Annotated in this window: 15 protein-coding genes; 9 read left to right on the top strand and 6 right to left on the bottom strand. The window is 40.6% G+C overall.

Annotation, left to right across the window (positions count from 1 at the left end):
- Positions 1-255: 255 nt before the first annotated feature.
- From ACM44_RS05025 to ACM44_RS05015, 3 genes are all read left to right on the top strand, one after another.
- A complete protein-coding gene (locus tag ACM44_RS05025; protein WP_048498973.1) occupies positions 256-1,884 on the top strand; it encodes an acyl-CoA carboxylase subunit beta in 1,629 nt (542 codons plus the stop codon).
- Between the two features lie 37 nt (positions 1,885-1,921).
- On the top strand, positions 1,922-2,548 hold the full coding sequence (locus ACM44_RS05020) for a hypothetical protein (protein WP_048498972.1): 627 nt from the start codon (positions 1,922-1,924) through the stop codon (positions 2,546-2,548).
- Between the two features lie 147 nt (positions 2,549-2,695).
- Positions 2,696-3,343 (top strand): DOMON domain-containing protein, encoded by a 648-nt coding sequence (locus ACM44_RS05015; protein WP_048498971.1) that lies wholly within the window; start codon positions 2,696-2,698, stop codon positions 3,341-3,343.
- Positions 3,344-3,392: 49 nt separating this feature from the next.
- Here ACM44_RS05015 and ygiD read toward each other — a convergent pair whose 3' ends face one another.
- Both ygiD and ACM44_RS05005 read right to left on the bottom strand, forming a co-directional pair.
- Positions 3,393-4,220: a 4,5-DOPA-extradiol-dioxygenase gene (ygiD, locus tag ACM44_RS05010; RefSeq protein WP_048498970.1), complete on the bottom strand. Its 828-nt coding sequence runs from the start codon at positions 4,218-4,220 to the stop codon at positions 3,393-3,395.
- Positions 4,221-4,325: 105 nt separating this feature from the next.
- Positions 4,326-4,835, bottom strand: coding sequence for a YceI family protein (locus tag ACM44_RS05005; protein WP_048498969.1), 510 nt, complete (start codon positions 4,833-4,835; stop codon positions 4,326-4,328).
- Positions 4,836-5,108: 273 nt separating this feature from the next.
- On the opposite strand from ACM44_RS05005, the gene ACM44_RS05000 reads away from it, so the two are divergent.
- Complete coding sequence (locus tag ACM44_RS05000) at positions 5,109-5,804, top strand: phosphatase PAP2 family protein (RefSeq protein ID WP_053215434.1); 696 nt, start codon at positions 5,109-5,111, stop codon at positions 5,802-5,804.
- 98 nt (positions 5,805-5,902) lie between these two features.
- Positions 5,903-8,044, top strand: coding sequence for a S9 family peptidase (locus ACM44_RS04995; protein ID WP_048498968.1), 2,142 nt, complete (start codon positions 5,903-5,905; stop codon positions 8,042-8,044).
- A gap of 12 nt (positions 8,045-8,056) precedes the next feature.
- Here the strand turns inward: ACM44_RS04995 and ACM44_RS04990 are convergent, their stop codons facing one another.
- A complete protein-coding gene (locus ACM44_RS04990; RefSeq protein ID WP_048498967.1) occupies positions 8,057-8,755 on the bottom strand; it encodes an RsmE family RNA methyltransferase in 699 nt (232 codons plus the stop codon).
- Positions 8,756-8,846: 91 nt separating this feature from the next.
- A complete protein-coding gene (gene tsaD / locus ACM44_RS04985; protein ID WP_048498966.1) occupies positions 8,847-9,863 on the bottom strand; it encodes a tRNA (adenosine(37)-N6)-threonylcarbamoyltransferase complex transferase subunit TsaD in 1,017 nt (338 codons plus the stop codon).
- A gap of 2 nt (positions 9,864-9,865) precedes the next feature.
- On the opposite strand from tsaD, the gene ACM44_RS04980 reads away from it, so the two are divergent.
- The 4 genes from ACM44_RS04980 (at position 9,866) to ACM44_RS04965 (ending at position 16,130) form a co-directional block, all read left to right on the top strand.
- Positions 9,866-14,641 (top strand): translocation/assembly module TamB domain-containing protein, encoded by a 4,776-nt coding sequence (locus ACM44_RS04980; protein WP_048498965.1) that lies wholly within the window; start codon positions 9,866-9,868, stop codon positions 14,639-14,641.
- 131 nt (positions 14,642-14,772) lie between these two features.
- A complete protein-coding gene (locus tag ACM44_RS04975) occupies positions 14,773-15,243 on the top strand; it encodes an Lrp/AsnC family transcriptional regulator (RefSeq protein WP_048498964.1) in 471 nt (156 codons plus the stop codon).
- Positions 15,244-15,312: 69 nt separating this feature from the next.
- Positions 15,313-15,687: a hypothetical protein gene (locus tag ACM44_RS04970; RefSeq protein WP_048498963.1), complete on the top strand. Its 375-nt coding sequence runs from the start codon at positions 15,313-15,315 to the stop codon at positions 15,685-15,687.
- Positions 15,688-15,698: 11 nt separating this feature from the next.
- On the top strand, positions 15,699-16,130 hold the full coding sequence (locus ACM44_RS04965) for an RrF2 family transcriptional regulator (protein WP_048498962.1): 432 nt from the start codon (positions 15,699-15,701) through the stop codon (positions 16,128-16,130).
- Positions 16,131-16,190: 60 nt separating this feature from the next.
- On the opposite strand, the gene ACM44_RS04960 is transcribed toward ACM44_RS04965, so the two are convergent.
- Together ACM44_RS04960 and ACM44_RS04955 are read right to left on the bottom strand one after the other, a co-directional pair.
- Positions 16,191-17,591: an MFS transporter gene (locus tag ACM44_RS04960; RefSeq protein ID WP_048498961.1), complete on the bottom strand. Its 1,401-nt coding sequence runs from the start codon at positions 17,589-17,591 to the stop codon at positions 16,191-16,193.
- A 34-nt stretch (positions 17,592-17,625) separates the two neighbouring features.
- Positions 17,626-18,141: a nuclear transport factor 2 family protein gene (locus ACM44_RS04955; protein ID WP_048498960.1), complete on the bottom strand. Its 516-nt coding sequence runs from the start codon at positions 18,139-18,141 to the stop codon at positions 17,626-17,628.
- Between the last annotated feature and the right edge of the window lie 82 nt (positions 18,142-18,223).

Below are 18,223 nucleotides of genomic sequence, written 5' to 3'. Positions count from 1 at the left end.
ATCTTTCAACTTTCGGGGTCCTCAAATAATAAACTATTAAAAAAAATAAACTAGGAACAGCATATAAAATGGTTGAAACTGTTTCAATTTTTCTACATTCAACGAGATTTTTGGCGAATTATTATATAGAAACGCTTTCAAAAAATGTTAAAATAGGATAATTAAATTTCTGTCAGTCAAACGTTTAGTACAGATGGTTGAAACCGAAACATTTACGCTGAAATATCTTATCTTTATGGAAATTTTTTTTAAGGAATGGATTTAGAATTTAATAAAAGAGAAGACCACAATAAACTGAAACTTGCAGAAATCAACAAACTACTTTCGGAAATTAAAAAAGGAGGTGGCGAAAAACGGTTGCAAAAACAAAGGGAAGAAGGCAAATTAACTGCACGTGAAAGAATTGAATATCTCCTCGACAAAGGTGCAGAATCCATTGAAATTGGTGCGTTCGCCGGTTTTGAAATGTATCAAGAACAGGGAGGTTGTCCCAGTGCGGGAGTTGTGGTGGTGATGGGATACGTTTCCGGCAGACAGTGTTTGGTGGTTGCCAATGATGCATCCGTGAAAGCGGGAGCTTGGTTTCCAATCACTGCAAAAAAGAATCTCAGAGCCCAGGAAATTTCCATTGAAAACAGACTGCCAATTATTTATCTGGTGGATTCAGCCGGGGTTTTTCTTCCGATGCAAGACGAGATTTTCCCTGATAAAGAACATTTCGGCAGGATTTTCAGAAACAACGCCAAAATGAGCTCCATGGGAATCGTGCAGATTTCCGCGGTGATGGGAAGTTGCGTTGCAGGTGGTGCCTATTTGCCGATTATGAGTGACGAAGCGATGATCGTGGATCAAACCGGTTCCATCTTTTTGGCGGGAAGTTATTTGGTGAAAGCCGCCATCGGAGAAAATATTGACAATGAAACTTTAGGAGGTGCAACCACTCACTGCGAAATTTCAGGAGTAACAGATTACAAGGCTAAAGATGACAAAGATGCTTTGGACCGTATCAAAAATATTATGAAGTCGCTTGGCGATTTCGATAAAGCTGGTTTTGACCGAATTGAAAGTTTCCCACCCAAACACAAAATAGAAGATATTTTCGGTTTGATGCCGATTTCCAGAACCGAACAATATGATACTTTCGAGATCATCAAATCTTTGGTGGACAATTCAGAATTTGAAGAATACAAACCCGACTACGGAAAAACAATTATCTGCGCTACCGCAAGAATCGATGGTTGGAGCGTGGGAATCGTGGCCAACCAAAGAAAATTGGTAAAAAGCGGAAAAGGCGAAATGCAGTTCGGTGGAGTGATTTACTCGGATTCCGCAGATAAGGCGACCCGGTTTATCGCCAATTGCAACCAAAGAAAAATCCCGCTCGTTTTCCTTCAGGATGTCGCAGGATTTATGGTGGGTTCCAAGTCGGAGCATGGCGGAATCATCAAAGACGGTGCAAAAATGGTGAACGCGGTTTCCAATTCCGTGGTCCCGAAATTCACAGTGATTACCGGCAATTCTTATGGAGCAGGAAATTACGCGATGTGCGGAAAAGCTTATGATCCCAGATTGATTGTAGCTTGGCCGTGGTCTGAATTGGCCGTGATGGGCGGAAGTCAGGCTGCAAAAGTTTTGGCGCAGATTCAAACTTCTACGCTTAAAAAACAAGGTAAAGAAATTTCTCAACAGGAGGAACAGGAAATCTTGGACACCATTTCAAAGAAATATCAGAAACAGACAGAATCCACCTATGCCGCCGCAAGATTGTGGACGGACGCCATCATCAATCCGATTGACACACGGAAGTGGATTTCCATGGGAATTGAAGCCGCCAATCACGCCCCCGTTACGGAAAAATTTAATTTGGGTGTGATCCAGGTTTAATCCTTGTATTTAAACTTTAAATTAAAACACAGAAGCGATGAAAAAAAATATGCTTTTATTGAGCCTGCTCATTTTTGCTGCGGGATTTTCACAGTGCTATATCATTGGAAATCCAAACATAAAAATTGGCGAAACAGAAACTTACACTGTGGAAAAAGACATTGCACAATGTAAAGACTGCCATCTTTGGACCATCTATGGAGATCGCGTAACGGTGGATGGTGATGTGAAACAGAATTCCATTAAACTAAAAGGAAATACCGGTGGTCAAACCATACTCTCACTGGCAATGATTGCGCCGCAAGGAATGGTACAATGCAGCAAAGTGGTAGATGTTGTAGAGCCGGTGAAAAACATTACCATCAACAAATCATCTCTAGGAATCACCAATCCCAATTGCGATATTGATTTCAGCGAATTTAGGGAAGAAAAAATTACTGAAGGAATGGTCTCTTTCTCTCCAACTAAAACAGAAAATTACTACAAATACGAATGGACGGTAGTTTATATGGATGGTGCGCAAAAACAGTCCACCGAAAAGTCTCCTCAATTTCCTTACACTAAAGAAAACGGAATTGTAACGGTTTCGGGCAAAATTATTTCCACCAGATGCATGCGGTCGTTTACGAAAACGTATGATTCTAATTACTGGAAGAATTTTTAGCGCAATGAAGAAGAAAATTTTGGATTTCTCTTAACCCTCTGTAAATGAGGCATTCCTGTAAATTTCAAGTCGAACTTTCTGCTTTAATTTTTTTTTAAGGTACGATTTTGGTAGCTGTTTTCTTAACAATACATTAAAAATATTATTATGAAAAAGCTACTAGTATTATTCAGCTCCGCGCTGATGACGGGTGCGTTTGCACAATGTACAATCAGTGGACCTTCAAATTTGCCGGTAGGTTCCACAGCAACTTATTCGGTAGATATTGACGACGCGCAGTGCAGCAATTGCCATCTGTGGGAAAGTCACGGATCCGTGGCTTCGATGTCACCCAATGCAAAAAGACGGGCAGTACGGGTAACCGGAAATTCAAATGGAAACATGACTTTGTCTCTTGCAATGCTTACTCCCAAAGGGGTTTCGCAATGTAATAAAACCATTGCAGTAGGGAATTATGCCACTTCAGGTGCAGTTGCGACTACAATTTCACGAGACCGATCCGAGTATTCTACGACCAACGCAGCCAATTGCAACTCAGATTTTACCAATTACAGTGAAATGCGGAAATCTGATGGGATCGTAGCATTTGTGCCTTCTACTACTAATGCCGATTACAAATACTACTGGGAAACAACGTATGCGAATGGCGAAGTGAGAACCTCGAACGACACTACACCGAACTTTTCCTATTCTAAAGAAAATGGTATTTCTTCGGTTAAAGTGAGAATCACCTCACCGAACTGTATCAGTAATTTCACAAAGTCTTATAATGCGACTTACTGGGTAACTTTCTGATAATGAGAGCGCGTTGTTAGTGCTTCAAGCGCTAACAACGTTTCCTTTATCAACCAATTCTCACGCTGGTCATGCTCAAGCTTCCTCCGATCAGTTCGTCATTAAACAAAGAGATTTCATCGGTTTTGTCCTTCAGCGCCAAAGAATAGATCATCGGCAAATAGTGATCGGGAGTTGGTACCGCGTTTTGCATAGCCGAACCATGCTTCTGGTAATCCAGGAGGTTTTGAATATTCCCGTCCAAGATCCAGTTGTTGGTTTTTTCGCGGGCTTCGATCGCCCAATCCCAACCGGAACCGATGGAGTGGATATTTCGCCAGTCAATCATCCTCAAATTATGGACTATGTTTCCACTGCCAATAATCAGAATTCCCTTGTGACGAAGCTTTTCCAGTTTCTTCGCCAAATCATAATGGTATTGTGTTGGTTTGTGGTAATCGATGCTGAGCTGAATCACCGGAATATCGGCATTCGGATAAAGATGCTTCAGCACTGACCACGCACCGTGATCGAGTCCCCAACTTTGATCCTCCTCCACAAAATTTGGCAGAAGCAGTTCCTTGGTTTCCTTTGCCAATTCCGGATTTCCTTTCGCGGGATATTGCACATCAAAAAGTTCTTTCGGGAAACCATAGAAATCATGGATGGTTTTTGGATTTTCCATTGCGGTCACAAAAGTTCCTTCAGTGAGCCAATGCGCAGAAATACAGAGAATCGCATTGGGTTTAGGGATTTCTTTCGCAATATCCCTGAAACCCTGTACAAAAATATTCTCCTCAATCGCGTTCATTGGTGAGCCATGCCCGAGAAATAGGACAGGCATTTTTTCGGTATTTTTAAAATCGTTTGAAATATTGGAAAGTTCGTTGAGGTTCATTTTGGATAAATTTAATTCTGTATCTTCGAAAAAAAGGTGTTGCACGAAAGGAACTAAATGATTCTAGCCTTTTCGAACAACACCAATGTGGTAAAGCGATGATTTTTATGCTTTGATGAACTGAAGGTCGCCAGAGATTTTCACCTCTTCGGAAACCATCACTCCGCCTGCTTCAAGCGCTGCATTCCAGTTTAATCCGAAATCGCTTCTTTTGATTTTCCCTTCGAAAGAAAAACCGGCTTTGGTTTGTCCCCATGGATCCACATTGATTCCACCGAAATCCACTTCCAAAGCAATTGGTTTCGTAATTCCATTGATGGTAAGGTTTCCAGTAATTTCATCATTCAAAGAAGTAGTGTCAAAAGTAATTTGCGGATGCTCAGCTGCATTAAAAAACTCAGCTGATCTCAAGTGATTGTCTCTGTCGGTATTGTTGGTATTCACAGAATCGGTCTCAATTACGGCGTGAGCTTTCACATTTTTGAAGTTATCGTCTTCACTTTCCAGATCCACATTGAAATTTTTGAATTCCCCTTTCACATTAGCGATCATCATGTGTCTTACTTTGAAGTTGATTTCGCTGTGAGCTTGGTCTAAGTTCCATTTAGTTGCCATACTGATATTTATTTGGGTTAATGATTAATTTCTTATGCAAAAATAATGCAAGATTGAATTTCCATCATTGATGTATGGTAATAAATATTATGTTGAGAATTGAATATTGAAAATCAGTAGGTTATGGTTTTTTTTTGACTTAGGGAACGAGAAGTGAGGCAGTGGTGATTATGAAAGAATCCTTCAAGCAGAAAAACAGCTGGTGAAGAGGATTTTTGTTTCTTTTAATTCATAATGAAATAATTTCCTTTAGTTTTGCCTAAAATTTCACGGATGAAGAAATGGATTTCCCTTTTTTTGGTTTTCAATTTTTTGCTCCTGTCCTTCTCCCAGGATAAAGATAGCATAAAACTCGAAAACAAAAGGCTAGAATTTCAGTACAAAAAGCTTTATTTTCCTGTTGGATTAATGGTTTCGGGGATCGCGACAAACGGAAACGGAAACGGATCCATTAAAAATGAAATTGCAGAATTCCGGAACGAGCACCTTCCGGGATTTCAGAACCATTTTGATGACTATGCCCAAATGTTTCCCTTTGCCGCTGTTTACGGTTTCGAATGGATCGGTATGAAACCGCGGACAGACTGGAAAAACCGAACCGCGATCTTGATCAAAGGACAACTCCTGAATCTGGGAATGGTGTATTTGCTCAAAACAACACTTAATGAAACCCGTCCCGATGGAACCTCATTTTCTTTTCCTTCCGGTCATACTGCAAATGCTTTTGCAGGCGCCACAATGCTTTCAATCGAATATGGCGAAAACCATAAGTGGGTGCCATTTGCCGCTTATGGAGTTGCGACGGGAGTTGGATTAATGCGGATTGCAAATAACAAGCACTATATTTCAGATGTGCTTTTTGGGGCAGGTCTGGGAATTTTATCGATGAAGATTGCTTATTGGACGCATCAGTACCAATGGAATCCAGCTCCATCCACCAAAGATCCTTTTTTGGGGAGCATTTACTAGTTTGTTTTCCGGATCAGGAAGACATTTTATTGCGTTTTTTAACAGTCTTTTAACACGTCAATTTTATTTCTTAAATTTAGCCACCTAAAATTTTCGAGATGAAATTTTCAAAAATATCTTTGCTATTCCTCGTTGCGGGGACTTTTCTTTTTGGTCAAAATCAAAAATTCACGATTGCGGAAGCAGTCAATGGACTCCGAAGCAATCTTGCGGTAAAAAATATCTCAGGATTTTCTTGGAGCAATGATCACAAATCTTTTTACCAGACGGTGAAAAATGGCTATTTGGTGACCGAAGTACAAAGCATGAAACAGGATACATTGGTTTCTTTGTCGCAACTGAACAAAGGTCTTTCGGCGGAAAAGCAACTGAAAAGTTTTCCTAGGATTACCTTCATTAATAAGGATAAAGGATATTTTTCGCAAGACTCTAAATATTACCGCATTGAAAAATCGGGGAAAGACTGGAAGGTAAAAGACTGGGCAACCTTGGATGAAAATGCGGAAAATACTGAGCTTTTCACTGATGAAAGTGGTTTTGTATATACCGTAAAAAATAATTTGTTCGTAAATAGAAACGGAAAAGTCACCCAAATTACCAACGATGCGGATGAAAACATCGTGAACGGTAAATCGGTTCACCAACAGGAATTTGGAATTACAAAAGGGATTTTTATCTCACCGGATAATTCAAAAATTGCTTTCTACAGAATGGATCAAACCATGGTCAGTGATTACCCGATTATCGATTGGAGCGTGGTTCCGGCGGTGAACAAAAACATCAAGTATCCAATGGCGGGAACCAAATCCCACCACGTGACTTTGGGCATTTATGACCTTAAAACCAATAAAACTACCTTCGTGAAAACGGAAGGTGATCCGGAGCAGTACCTCACCGTAATTACATGGAATCCCGATTCTAAATCCGTTTTTATCGGAGTCCTAAACCGTGACCAAAATGATTTGAAGATGAACCAATATGAGGTTTCCAGCGGAGATTTCATCAAAACCATTTTTGAAGAAAAACACGAGAAATATGTGGAGCCACAACATCAGCTCACTTTCTTTCCGAATTCCAGCACTGATTTTATCTGGCAAAGTGAAAGAACTGGTTTCAATCATTTGTTCCACTACAATGTGAATTCTGGTTTGGTTTCCCAAATCACCAAAGGAAATTGGGTGGTGACGGATTTGCTTGGATTCAATGAAAAAAAGAAGGAAATTTTCTATACCTCCACACAGGAAACTCCTTTGGAAAGACACCTTTACAAAGTAAACTGGAACACCTTTAAAACGGAAAGATTAGACACAGGTGCAGGAATGCATACCGGGATTTTGAGTGCAGATGGAAATTATCTCTATGACAGCTATTCCAATGCCTCATCACCGCGAATGGTAAATCTGATCAATACCAATAACCTGAAATCCAAAAATATTCTGACCGCGGAAAATCCATTGAAAAATTATCAAAGACCCGAAATCAAGAATGTGAGCTTAAATGCAGATGATGGAACTCCGCTTTATGGCAAACTGATTTTGCCCACAGATTTTGATGCTACCAAAAAATATCCCGTGATCGTTTACCTTTACAATGGCCCTCATTTGCAGTTGATTACGAATTCCTTTCCGGCTTCCGGAAATCTGTGGTATGAATATATGGCGCAAAGAGGCTATATCGTTTTCACCATGGATGGAAGAGGTTCCTCCAATCGCGGGCAGAAATTTGAACAGGCCGTTTTCCGAAATTTAGGCGAAATTGAAATGAGCGACCAGTTGAAAGGAGTGGAGTACCTGAAATCGCTACCTTATGTAAACGCCGATAAAATGGGGATTCATGGGTGGAGTTTTGGCGGATTTATGACCACGAGTATGATGCTGAAACATCCGGAAGTTTTCCAAGTGGGAGTTGCGGGTGGTCCGGTTATCGATTGGAATATGTATGAAATCATGTACACCGAAAGATATATGGATTCCCCTCAAAATAATCCGGAAGGTTACAAACAGGCCAATCTTTTGGATAAAGTCCAAAATCTGAAAGGACATTTGCTCATGATTCATGGAGCGCAGGATAATGTGGTGGTTTGGCAACATTCAATCAAATTCCTGAAAGCTGCGGTGGATCATGGAGTTCAGATGGATTACTTTGTTTATCCCGGTCATGCCCATAATGTTTTGGGCAAAGACAGGGTTCACCTGATGCAGAAAGTGACGGATTATTTTGATGAATATTTAAAGAAATAGGCAGTTAGAAAATCATCGGATTCCCAAAAAGTAATTCCACGCCGCCACGAAAATCCCGGCTGTTTCCGTTCTCAACCGTTGGTCGCCAAGTGAGACCGCTTTGATGTTCAAGGTAGATAAATCCCTGATTTCTTTTGGGGAAAAATCGCCTTCCGGACCGATTAGAAATAACATTTCGTCCATTCTGGGAATTTCATTCAGAAGGATTCTGGGAAAAGATTCATCGCAGTGGGCAATGAAAGTCGTTTCCGGATCAATGGTTTTGATGAGATCCGAAAGTTTCGTCAAGTCGTTGATTTTCGGAAAATGAAACCTTAAACTTTGTTTTGATGCTGCGACACTTTGTTTTCGCAGTTTTTCGATGTTGAGGTTTTTTCTTTCGGTTTTATCGGTCTGGATCAATGTGATTTCCGAAATTCCCATTTCGGTCGCCTTTTCCACGAAGAATTCGATCCGGTCTATGTTTTTGGTGGGCGCAATTGCAATATGCAGCCGCGGGGAAAAGTCTGGCAGATTTTCCTGGAGTTCTGTAATATCCAGTAAAACCTTTTTTCCTTCAAAAATAAGGTTTCCTTTAGCGAGATTACCTTTTCCATCCGTGACGAAAATTTCTTCGCCTTCGCGCATACGAAGAACTTTCACGATATGTTGCTGTTCTTCAGGATGGATTTCTACATTTCTGTTTTCGATATTTCCGTGAAATAGTTTCATTGATTTGTAATTAAAAGGAAAAGAAAAGAGGACGGACTTAATGGGTTAAAAATTTGATTTTCTAATGGTTTCTTCCCGACTCAGTCAACCACTACAGGTCATATCTCGCAGTTGCAGCAGCTGAAAGATCTGTAAACTCGCCTCGTTCCAATTTCAGTTGTGCAACCATGGCAATCATTGCGGCGTTATCCGTGGTATATTCAAATTTTGGGATGTAGATGTTCCATCCCAATTTTTCCTCATTTTTTTTCATGGCTTCCCTTAAACCGGAATTTGCAGAGACTCCACCTGCAATTGCCACATGGTTGATTCCATAATCTTTAGCGGCTTTTTCCAGTTTTTCCATCAGGATTTCGATGATGGATTTTTGAACTGAAGCGCACAGGTCATCAAGGTTTTCTTTAATGAAATCCGGATTTTTTTTCAATTCTTTTTGGATGAAATAGAGCACCGAAGTTTTGATTCCGCTGAAAGAATAATCGTAATTTTCTAATCTTGGCTTATTAAATTTGAATGAATTTTCATCGCCATTTTTCGCCAACCTGTCCACGATCGGTCCGGCCGGATAATCCAGCCCAAAAATCTTCCCGATTTTGTCGAACGCTTCTCCGGCGGCATCATCAGTGGTTTTGCCGATAATTTCCATGTCGAAATAATCTTTCACCAAAACAATCATCGTGTGTCCTCCGGAAACGGTGAGACATAAAAATGGAAATTCTGGAGGCATGCTATTTGCATCGTCGATAAAGTGGGCCAAAATATGCGCCTGAAGATGGTTTACTTCTATTAAAGGAACATTCAGGCTCATCGCCAGTGATTTTGCGAAAGAAGTTCCCACAAGAAGCGATCCCAAAAGTCCGGGACCACGGGTAAATCCAACAGCAGAAATCTGTTTTTGTTGTATATTTGCTTTGGTGAATGCTTTTTCCACCACGGGAATGATGTTTTGCTGGTGTGCTCTTGATGCAAGTTCCGGAACCACTCCGCCATATTCCTTGTGAATGGCTTGGCTGGCTGCAATATTGGAGAGGATTTTGTTTCCACAGATCACCGCCGCGGAAGTATCGTCGCAAGAGGACTCGATCCCTAAAATTAATGACTCGTTCATAAATGGCAAATTTAGAGAATAATCACGAAAAAGAAGACAAAAAATCCGTTGCTGAAAACATCGGGGATTCCGTGCAGAAGGGTGTGCAAAATGTGAAGGAAAAGATGCAGGACGCAGCCAATCTTGCTTCGGATGCGGTAACTCACCCTGTGGAAACTGCCGGTGAATTTGTGGAGCAGGCAGCAAAAGACGTGACAGATTATAAATGGTGGGCAAAACTTCTGCTAATTCTATTTTGGTCAGGGCTTTTTATTTTCTTTTCCATCATCATCGTGATCAATCTTCCCGTTACTAAAGACTGGGCCGCGAAAAGGGTGGTCAATATCGTCCTGAATGAGGATATGAAGACCAACATTACTTTCGAAAATGCGGAAGTGAACTATTTCGGGAATGTCACCATCAGCAATGTGGTGGCCAAAGACAATAAGAATTTCCCTTTCATCAAAGCTAAAACGATTCGCGCTGATTCCAATTGGTTCTCCATCATTAAGAACTCCCGAAACCTATTATTTCAATCCCTTTCCATTGATGATTTGGATTTGAAGGTGGTCACTTATAAAGGAGACAGCATCTCCAACTTTATCCGGTTCATAGATTTATTTGATAATGGGGAGCCGCCCATTCCAAACCGACCGCCTTTTGAGCTGAAATCCAGGATTTATATTACCAACTCCAAGATTTCAATCGTCAACCAAAACCATGATGGCGAAGAAGGAAAATGGCTTACTGCTGAAAATGTAAATCTGGTGATTCCCGAACTGAGAGTAAATGGCCCAAATGTTTTTGCGCAGATCAGCAATATGCGCTTCATCACCGAGAGGTGGGGCAAAAAACATATTGTGGATACTTTTTCGACAGATTTTAGCTTGACCAAGGAATTTTTTTCATTGAAGGATTTGACTTTAAATACCGACCATTCCTTACTGCAGGGTGATATTAAGTTTAACCTGCATGACGGCAGATGGAGTGACTTTACCAACAAAGTGAAATGGGAAATGAATCTGAAACAGGGAACCCAGCTCAGCGGTTACGATATCAGTTATTTTGTGACGGATTGGGATAATTACAAACCTTTCAATGTCTCAGGTTCAATGAGCGGACCACTGAATAAATTTTATCTAGAAAATTTCGTCATCAGCAATCCCGATGTGAATATCCGGACAAAAAACTTGAAGGTAACCGATATCCTGAAGAAAAACTTCCAGATTCAATCAAACGATATTTCCACCAATTTCACCTACAGGAATTTGAAGGCGATGATGCCGACTTTTATTTCAAGTAAGATGAAAAACTTTGCAGATGATTTTGGAACGATAAAATTCAATGGTGCGGCACAAGTGAATCCAAATCAGGTTTTTGTTCCAAATGCTAATTTGATTACTGGAATTGGTCAGGCGAAAATATCCCAATTTTATTTGGATGATTACAGTTCAAACCTGCCCAGATACCGTGGTTATGCGGAAGTCCATGATCTGAATACCTCGGTGATTACCAAAAGCAAGGAAGTTGGATTAATATCAGGGAAATTCAACATCCAGGGCGAAAGTTTCGATGTGAACACGATGCGTCTTCGAACAAAATCTCAGATCTCGAAGATTGAAATTTTAGATAAAACCATCAACAATGTCTATCTGGACGGATTTCTGGACCATAAAAAATACAGAGGCACCATCAATGTAAATGATCAACAGGCAAAAGCCGATGTGAATGGATTGATCGATTTCAGCACCAAAAGAATTTTTGCAGACATCAACGCCAATGTTAAATATCTGAACATTAATTATTTTACGGGTGGGAAAGGAAACCAGATCGTTTCCGGACAGGTCAACGGAAAAATTGCAATGACGAATGTTAATGATTTGAACCTGGATGCTGACCTGAGGAATGTGAATTTTGCCAATGCCACCAATAAATACCTCGTTCCAAACGCAAAAGTGAAGGCCTACCTTGAAAATGGAAACAGAATCGTTTCCGTAGACGCACCTGGTGCGGTGAATGGAAAAATTTCTGGAAGGTTCCAACTCGGGGATTTGGCAGGAATGGTGGAAAACGGTTTAGGCAAAATCTTGGTTGGACCGCCTCCGAGAAAATTATATCGCGGGCAAAGTTTCAACATGGATTTTGACGTGGCACAAGGATTGGTCAATTATTTCGAACCCAATCTGCATCTTCCGAAAGGTGCATCGGTGAATGGTTCCTATGATGGGAACTCAAACAACCTGGTCTTGAATATCGACGCTGAAGTCCTGAAATATGTGATGACCAAAAAAGAGGAGATCACTGATGCAGACAAAGCACTCGCTCAATCCAATCCCGCATACAAGATCTCCGATCGCGATCAAATTTCCAAGGATTCTGCCATGATCGACAATCTGATGGTGAGAATTAATACCGCGAATCTCCAGGAGCAGATTCTGGCTAAAATCGATCGCGTGGAATACAATAAAAATATTTTTAAAGACATCAGCTTAAGCGGAAGAAATGAGGACAACCAGATCCTGCACATTGCCACCACCTTCAAACACGGAACTCCAGATGAGGAAGCAAAGCAGGAACTGAAAGAATATGCAGTGAACTTGAATCAGACCACCAATTCCGCCGGCGATTTTGTCTTCCATTTTGAGCCGACTTCCGTGAAGTTCAATGATGTGGTCTGGGTAGTAGATACCGATCCGACTTTGAACCACTCGATTACCTACCGGAAAAAAACCGGCGATTTCCTGGTTCAAAACCTGCGGATATATTCTGACGCAAGCGAAGTTTTAGTGAAAGACGCCAACTTTAAATCCGCTAATGATTTCTCAGTAAATGGAGAAGTGAAAAATCTGGATATCTCCAAAGTTTTTGCCTTGCTCAAGAATGAGAACAGCATGGATATGAAAGGCATCGCAAATGGATCCTTCGATATCAGAAAAGATAAAAACTATCTGGAACCGGTGATCGACTTGGATGTGAAGGACATCATGATGAACGGAAAAGATATGGGGGTTCTGAGTTTGAATGTGAAGAAGAGCAATATTCCAAATGTCTTTGATGTGGAAGGCAGCGTGCTGTCAGCTGGAATCATAGGGAATAACAACCTTCATGTAACCGGAACCATCAATAACAATACTTCAACTCCCACTCTTGACCTGAATGCAGAAATGAAGGAATTTGATCTGGCTTTTGCACAGGAGTTTGTGAAAGGTATTTTCGGAAATCTCCGTGGGAAAGCAACAGGTGATTTAGCGATCAAGGGTCCAATGAATAATGTTGATTACAGCGGAGACGTCGCTTTGAAACAATTTGGACTGAAACTGAACTTCACGGGAGTTGACTATTCCTTTGATGACACGGTGGTTTCACTTTCGAAAGGTTTGGCAATTCTCAACGACATCGGTGTCAAGGACGGCAGAAACAATTCAAAAGGTTCCATTTCCGGAGCGATTCAGTTTGAAACCTTATCCTCAATGGGCGTGAACTTAGTGATGCGTGCAGAAAACCTGATGTTGCTGAACACCACTCAGAAAGATTTTGATTTGTTCTGGGGCAGAATTTATGGAACCGGAACTTTGTATGTGGACGGACCTGTTTCTGCACTCAATATTTCTACTCCAGAAATGAGAACGCTCAATAATTCCGTGTTCACCTTCAATTCAAATTCCACTTCCAATGTGGAAGAATTTAAAATGCTGAGGTTTCTACAAAGGGAAGACGACGGAACCTTCATCGTGGAAAAAAAGAAAAACACCAGCTCAAACCTGAATATAGATTTCACCGCATCTGTGGACAAGGGAACCACGGTAAATGTTTTGGTGGGAGATGATATCGGCGATATCTCCGTGCGGGGAAATGCCGACAAATTGAGATTCCGAATGGGAAGAACGGGCGCGATTTCCATGTTGGGTGATTATTTTGTGGATAATGGAACTTTTGTTTCCAAAGCTATTCTTAATAGAACTTTTCAAATTGCCAGAGGAAGCAGCATCCGTTGGGATGGGGATGCCATGTCTCCGGATCTGGACATCAGAGCCACTTATCTCAGAACGGTGACCAACGCGGGACAGTATCTGAACATGGGAAATCTCCAGCCAATCAATGTTTTGCTCACCACCAGAATAACCCAGACTTTGACGAATCCAAAAATCCAACTGGGAGTTCAGGCACAGGATGTTTCCAGCAGTGTTCGCGAAACCTTGGCCGAAAAAATGAGCAATGAAGACGAAAAAGTCATCCAGTTCGGTTCTGTTTTGGTTTTGAGTTCATTTAATGTGGGGAATTCGGCGTTCGATATCAACCTCGGAAATACCTTGGAAACCTCGGGATATAATATGCTTTTCAAACAGTTAGGTTCCGTTTTGAATACCATCAGCAATGAGTTCCAGGTGGATTTAAATTATTTGAAAGGAGATGCGGGTTCCAATACAGGAGACCGTGCGAATGCAAGTGTAAGTTTCGCGCTTTCGCCCAGAGTGAAAGTGAAAACCGGTTTGGGAGTGCCCATCTCTAAAACAGAAAATACCACCCAAAATTATCTTTCCGGCGAAGGAATCATTGAATACGACTGGTCAAAGAACAATGACGGCTCCCGTTTATTAAGGGCATATTCCAAACCTTCGAATATTGGCTTGACCGGCGCAACCGGCGGAAACGCCTCTGCTAACCAAAGTTATGGAGTGGGTGTGGTTTACAGCAAAAGTTTTAATACGCTATTTAAAAAGAAGAAAAAAAATAAATCAGCACAATTCTTTGAATCTGAAGCTAAAGGAGATTCTGTTAAGAAAGATTCAATAAAATAGTGATTTCAATGCAAAACATAAAGATTACGTTAAAAGTTGTTAATGTTTATTGAAATTTTTTCATTTTAATATTTATTTGTAAATTTGCAAAAATTTTCGAATTAAGTGTAAAAAATTGAAAAATATATAAAATGAATTATCAACTCGACGAAATAGACAAAAAAATTCTTGATTTCTTAGTAGAAAACACGAGAATGCCTTTCACCGAAATAGCCAAACAAATGGATGTCTCTGCAGGGACAATCCACGTGAGAGTAAAAAAAATGGAAGATGCAGGAATTATTCTGGGATCTTCATTAAACATTGATTATGGTAAATTGGATTACCACTTCACCGCATTCATCGGAATTCTGCTCACCAAGTCAAACAGAACCCACGATGTGCTGAAAGAACTTTCCACCATTCCAAATGTGATCGAAGCCAGCGTAATTTCAGGAAAATACAACATCTTCGTGAAAGTTCGTGCAAAAAATACCGAAGACGCCAAACGAATCATCTACCAAATTGACGACATTCAGGATGTGATGAGAACCGAAAGTATGATCTCCATGGAGGAATTTTTGTCAGACAAAAACAGACTGATCGACGCGGTTTCTATCTAACAGATCAGGAAATTGAAATCACCAAAAACTTTTGAATAATCTTCAAAAGTTTTTTTACTTTTACAGACTATGAATAATGAATTTGCCAACGAAAGCCCGAAAAAGGATTTTGGATTTATCCTCGCACTCGGCGCGCTGCTTTTTTTCAGTTTAATGGGAATTGGGATTGACACCGATGAATTTGCACAACATACCGAGATGAATATCCCGATTTGGTATTTCTATCTGATTTATTTTGTTGATTTACTGATGGTTGTTGGGTTGGTTCTGATTTATTTCTACCGAAAAATTGGAGCATTCCTTTTTCCGGCGGCGGTGGTTTTTCATTTTCTTTTCCACAATTATTACCTGTCTACTTTCCTGTACACAGATGTCACGAACATGTTTCTCTATGTAGGGGTGGGTTTGCTGGCAATCATTCCCAAATGGCAGTTCTTTAAATAAAAATTCCCCTTATGTTTTCAAAAGCTTGTGAATATGCCATAAAGTCGGCCATCTATATCGCTCAGAGGAGTAACAAAAACCAGCGTGTCAATGTGAAGGAAGTTTCAGAGGCGGTGAACGCGCCGGTTGCCTTTACGGCGAAAATCCTTCAGCAGCTTTGCAGGGAAAACATTCTGGAATCTATCCGTGGGAAACAAGGCGGTTTCGTGTTTGAAGAAAAAATACAGAAAAAAACCAAAATCTTCGAGATTGTGAAGCTGATCGATGGAGCCGGAATTTTCACCGAATGTGGATTGGGACTTCATCAATGTTCGGCAGATAATCCCTGTCCGGTTCATCATGATTTCAAGGTGGTGCGCGAAAATTTATTGTTGATGACCCAGAAATATTCCTTTTACGACCTTGCCGAGCGCACTGAGCTTGGTTTGGCTTGGCTGAAGTAATTTAGAAAATCGCTGCATCTAAAAATCCTTTCAAAATATTTTGAAAGGATTTTTTGAAAATTAATTATCTTCCCGAATAACATGCTGTTTCAACGCAAGTGCACCTTCAACAGCATTGTCATCATCTTTACCAACTCCTTTCAAAGTGAGGGAGATTAGACCGGCAATAATCATAGCAATACCGCCAACGGCAACATAACCAATTGCATAGTTTTCGAAAATACTGTGAACGATTGGCCCACCAAAAATGCCATTTACAATTTGAGGAAGAACAATGAAGAAATTGAAAATACCCATATAAACCCCCATTTTCTTCAAAGGAATTGCATTGATCAGCATCGCATAAGGCATTGCCAAAATACTTGCCCAGGCAAAACCAACGCCGATCATTGGAATCCATAGGAGTGAAGTGTCGGTGATGAAGTAGAGTGAAATCAAACCTAAACCACCCGCAAATAGAGCTAAAGCATGAGTTTGTTTCTTTCCGATTTTTTTTGCCAAAGGAATCAAGACAAATGCGAATCCGATCGAAAATAAGTTATAATATCCAAAAAGTTCACCGACTAAATTTCCAGCATTGTTGAATTGTTCAGATTTCGCGTCATCTGGCGACAATCCGAAATGATGTGTTGCGATGGAACTGGTGGTATAAACCCACATCGTAAATAAAGCAAACCAAGAGAAAAATTGTACTACACCTAAGCTTTTCATTAGTGGGGGAATCTTTGCAAAATCACGGAAAATATCGGAAAGGCGCGGTTTTACATCTTTTGGTTCTTCTTCGGAAAAATCTGCGAAATCTTTTGGGGAGTATTCCTTGGTCGTAAAAATTGTATAAAGAATCGTCAGCAGTAAAATACCCGCTCCAACATAGAATGAATAGATGACTGAATCAGGAACAAAACCTTCTGCCGCTACGTTAGAAACTCCAAATTTTGTCAGCCAAGCCGGCATATTGGAGCCGATAACGGCACCGATTCCGATCAAAATTGTTTGAACGGAAAAACCTATGGTTCCCTGATGTTTCGGCAACATATCGCCTACTAATGCACGGAATGGCTCCATCGCCACATTAATCGAAGCATCCATCATGGCAAGGAAAAGCACAGCGAAAACCAGAACGCCACTGGCAAGAAAAACGCTTACAGATGCTGAATTTGGTAGGAAAGCGAGTCCGATTGCAGTTAATAACGCCCCAATCAAAAAATAAGGTTTTCTTCTTCCCCATTTTTCAGACCAGGTGTGGTCGCCTAAATGTCCGATAATGGGTTGAACAATCAATCCGGTAAGTGGCGCGACGAGCCAAAACAACGATAGATGATGAACATCTGCTCCAAAATTTTGCAAAATTCTACTCGCATTTCCATTCTGTAATCCGAACGCCATCTGGATTCCCATGAATCCCATGCTCATATTGATGATTTGCCTTAGGGAAAGGTCTGGTTTAACTTTCTTGGACATAAAAAATTATTTTTTAAGGTAAAGTTTCTTGTTTTTACTGTTTTAACTTCTTTAGATAATCCTCCTCAATAGCCGATTTGGTTTTGATCACTTCGCTGGAAACCTCGTTGGGAATCGTCATCGAAAGGACATATTGGCGGATTTTCCAGTGGTTTCCGATTTTTTCCAGAACGCCGGAACCGCGGCAGAGTTTCATTTGGGTTTCCAGCAATTCATCGAACCATGCGTATTTTCTGTCTTTGCTGAAGGTGATGTTTCTTTTCAATGATTTAAAATTCCAGGCTTTTCCCTTGTCGAAATGCGGTTTTGCGTAATCCATGAATTCCTTTTTGTTCCAGATTTCTGTGGCATCGGTTCCGATGAAGTTGGATTCTTCCGCAAACAATTCGAAATATTTTTTGAAGTCTGCATTTGCGGCGAAAGTATTTAAATCATCCAACACCTGGCTTATTTTTTTCTTCTCCGCATTTTCATAATCGCCTTTTTGTTGGGCGTTGATCGAAAAGGTTGCAAGAATTACTGCCAATAAAAAAAACATCTTTTTTTTCATCTTTCTTTTTTTGAGACAAACTCATTAGGATTTCAAACCAAAGGGCTATAAAATATTTTTCGACGGATACTGCTCCTCGGGA

The sequence above is a fragment of the Chryseobacterium koreense CCUG 49689 genome (assembly GCF_001045435.1).
Taxonomy (GTDB): Bacteria; Bacteroidota; Bacteroidia; order Flavobacteriales; family Weeksellaceae; genus Kaistella; species Kaistella koreensis.
This window is presented reverse-complemented; position numbering and strand designations above follow the sequence as displayed.

What these genes read in the sequence shown, in the direction of transcription:
- ACM44_RS04970 (WP_048498963.1), top strand. Translation starts at nt 15,313, where the DNA reads ATGAATAATGAATTTGCCAACGAAAGCCCGAAAAAGGATTTTGGATTT.
- ACM44_RS04955 (WP_048498960.1), bottom strand. Translation starts at nt 18,141, where the DNA reads ATGAAAAAAAAGATGTTTTTTTTATTGGCAGTAATTCTTGCAACCTTT.
- ACM44_RS05015 (WP_048498971.1), top strand. Translation starts at nt 2,696, where the DNA reads ATGAAAAAGCTACTAGTATTATTCAGCTCCGCGCTGATGACGGGTGCG.
- ACM44_RS04990 (WP_048498967.1), bottom strand. Translation starts at nt 8,755, where the DNA reads ATGAAACTATTTCACGGAAATATCGAAAACAGAAATGTAGAAATCCAT.
- ACM44_RS05025 (WP_048498973.1), top strand. Translation starts at nt 256, where the DNA reads ATGGATTTAGAATTTAATAAAAGAGAAGACCACAATAAACTGAAACTT.
- ACM44_RS04975 (WP_048498964.1), top strand. Translation starts at nt 14,773, where the DNA reads ATGAATTATCAACTCGACGAAATAGACAAAAAAATTCTTGATTTCTTA.
- tsaD (WP_048498966.1), bottom strand. Translation starts at nt 9,863, where the DNA reads ATGAACGAGTCATTAATTTTAGGGATCGAGTCCTCTTGCGACGATACT.
- ACM44_RS05005 (WP_048498969.1), bottom strand. Translation starts at nt 4,835, where the DNA reads ATGGCAACTAAATGGAACTTAGACCAAGCTCACAGCGAAATCAACTTC.
- ACM44_RS05000 (WP_053215434.1), top strand. Translation starts at nt 5,109, where the DNA reads ATGAAGAAATGGATTTCCCTTTTTTTGGTTTTCAATTTTTTGCTCCTG.
- ACM44_RS04980 (WP_048498965.1), top strand. Translation starts at nt 9,866, where the DNA reads ATGGCAAATTTAGAGAATAATCACGAAAAAGAAGACAAAAAATCCGTT.
- ACM44_RS04995 (WP_048498968.1), top strand. Translation starts at nt 5,903, where the DNA reads ATGAAATTTTCAAAAATATCTTTGCTATTCCTCGTTGCGGGGACTTTT.
- ygiD (WP_048498970.1), bottom strand. Translation starts at nt 4,220, where the DNA reads ATGAACCTCAACGAACTTTCCAATATTTCAAACGATTTTAAAAATACC.
- ACM44_RS04960 (WP_048498961.1), bottom strand. Translation starts at nt 17,591, where the DNA reads ATGTCCAAGAAAGTTAAACCAGACCTTTCCCTAAGGCAAATCATCAAT.
- ACM44_RS04965 (WP_048498962.1), top strand. Translation starts at nt 15,699, where the DNA reads ATGTTTTCAAAAGCTTGTGAATATGCCATAAAGTCGGCCATCTATATC.
- ACM44_RS05020 (WP_048498972.1), top strand. Translation starts at nt 1,922, where the DNA reads ATGAAAAAAAATATGCTTTTATTGAGCCTGCTCATTTTTGCTGCGGGA.